Origin of the sequence: Aquabacterium sp. (genome assembly GCF_004297345.1) — a bacterium.
Taxonomy (GTDB): domain Bacteria; phylum Pseudomonadota; class Gammaproteobacteria; order Burkholderiales; family Burkholderiaceae_C; genus Aquabacterium.
Genome location: NZ_SCTN01000567.1, coordinates 1 through 2,197 on the forward strand (window position 1 = coordinate 1; position 2,197 = coordinate 2,197).

Here is a 2,197-nt window from a genome sequence, read left to right on the forward strand (position 1 = left end):
GATTTATTAAAGTTACTTGTTTGTGCGTGCCTTGATTAGCAGCAAAGCTATTAGTGAATAGATGATCGTTATCTATTATTTGCTGTAATCGCTGAAAGTTCGTGTTGTTCTGTGCAGGAAATAACCCAGGACTTTGGTTAGCATTTGGAACTGTTATATTAAATGTCATGATTAAAACCTGGGTAGAGATCTTTGATTCATATTTTGTTGGTATGTACGTGCATACACCAACGCTTTATATCTACGGAATGCAGGCTCGTAATTAGCCCATTGGTCTAGTTCTCCATAGTCTGCAAAGATGTCTCTTGCAGCACCGTAACAGACATATCTCCACAAGTAATCTTGGTTGATATTCTGTCCACCAATCATCTCTTGCTCTACCTGATAAGCAGAGATTTTAATGCGATAAACTTTATCAGGAGGGCCACGGAAAAGCAGAGATTGATTATAATAAAGAACATATTGAGGCCTTTGGGGTGTATAGGTTTGTGTTTCTGGCCATTGCCAAAAGAATTGTTCTGGATCTTGATACCACCACGACTGGAAACCATCGACGTAAATCAATGGCCCAATCGTGGTAAATTGAACACCTGCGGGTGCTTGTGCTGGATTCTGTAAGTCTACTGGGAAAGGATTAGAACTAGTTGGGCCGAAATCAAATTCCCACCAAGTCATTCGTTCGTTTATACGTATCTCTTGACCCATTTCCAACATGTAGAAATCATTGATGTATCCCAACATGATTTGATCAGTGAACATGGGATCACTAGCATCAACCCTTCCAGTTACGTTTCTTACAATGTTAATCAAATCCGCAGTGCTTTTAGCCATTAGACAGCAACTCCCATGAATTCCATTGCTTGACAACTGAATCGTGAGCGTTCACCCACTTGTTTTGTTTCTGTCTTTGTCTCTGATCCATCTGTGACTTTTACTTCTGCGAAGATTGGTTCACATAGAGAATTGAGATACTGGATCACGGGCAGGCATAGATTATATGTCTTTCCAGGCTTAAGCTGTCCTTGCCAATCAATTTCTTTCTTTCTGACGCGTATCTTCAATACGTTATCAGGCTGATCAAATCTCTGGAATTTCACTTTATATTTTGGATAGAAATCTTCGGTAGGAGCTTTCACTGGAACTTTATTCTTACGCGCCCAACGGTTATAAATCTCAAAGTGTTCTAATTTTGTAATTTCATCAAATTCTGGATCGAATGGTTTTTCAGATTCCATAATTGTTACAGATTCAATTGGTTCAACTAGATCGCGTACGCGTTCTTTTTTTTCTTTCATATTATCCCTCTTGGGTGTTTAGATTTTCTGTGAATAAATCTGGCCCTGTAAGCGTGAACTGAGCCAAACCGTTATTTATGTATGGGGTAAAATTTGTGCCATCTATCGGGTTTCCATACACGTCAAATAGGTCGAATGTGTTTGTGGTGACATTCCCGATGTAATACAGATTGTTATTTAATTCTTGCATTCCAGTTACAGCCTGTGCAGGGCTTACGAAAAAGTTCGTAGCCCTGACAGTCTGACCATTAGACATCCCATGATTTGGGATTGTTACGTTAACAGGTAATGTGGCAGCAATCGCTGTTGGATACATCTGTCGAACCGTAAATCCTAATGGTGTGTTCATTAGATAGAACCTAGGTCTGTGTACTGATTTGCTTTCATTGCACGGATGTAAATAACATCTGTGTTAGCACCCATGATTGCTGATCCCAATGTGTATTGGAATACTGGCTCAGGATTCTCTGTGTACAATGTAGGGCCAACCAAAGTGAACTGGGCTACGCCGTTGTTAACAAAAGCTGTTTCAGCAGTTGCATCAAATGGAATAGTCAGATTTGTATTTGGATAATACAAAGCAAATGTGTTCGTTGTTACGTTACCCACTTGCCACAATTGGTTGTTTAATCCATACATACCAGTTGCAGAAGCTACTGGAGATGCACGGAAATCTGTTGCACGAACGAATTGACCATTTGACAATCCATGAGCAGCAGATGTGACAACCGCAGGACTAGCAGCCGTGATAGCTGTAGGTGTTCTGTGGTTATCAGCAAATCCAGATCCATCAGCTAACTCAGTGACACCGTTTGTTGTCTCTAAAGTAGATGTAAGATCTGTTGTACCCCTACGTACGATTAAACCATCTCCATCAGGCATACCAAGAAACCAAATCCCAC

2 protein-coding genes and 1 pseudogene are annotated in these 2,197 nt (G+C 40.5%); all 3 read right to left on the reverse strand.

Features of this window, described 5'->3' with window-relative positions; genetic code table 11:
* Positions 1-171: 171 nt before the first annotated feature.
* Positions 172-831: a hypothetical protein gene (locus EPO09_RS21535; RefSeq protein ID WP_290646553.1), complete on the reverse strand. Its 660-nt coding sequence runs from the start codon at positions 829-831 to the stop codon at positions 172-174.
* Positions 831-1,295, reverse strand: a complete 465-nt coding sequence (locus EPO09_RS21540; RefSeq protein ID WP_290646555.1) for a hypothetical protein — start codon at positions 1,293-1,295, stop codon at positions 831-833. The genes EPO09_RS21535 and EPO09_RS21540 overlap by 1 nt, the downstream gene beginning before the upstream one ends.
* 348 nt (positions 1,296-1,643) lie before the next feature.
* Positions 1,644-2,197, reverse strand: a pseudogene (locus EPO09_RS21545) (hypothetical protein); the annotation flags it as partial.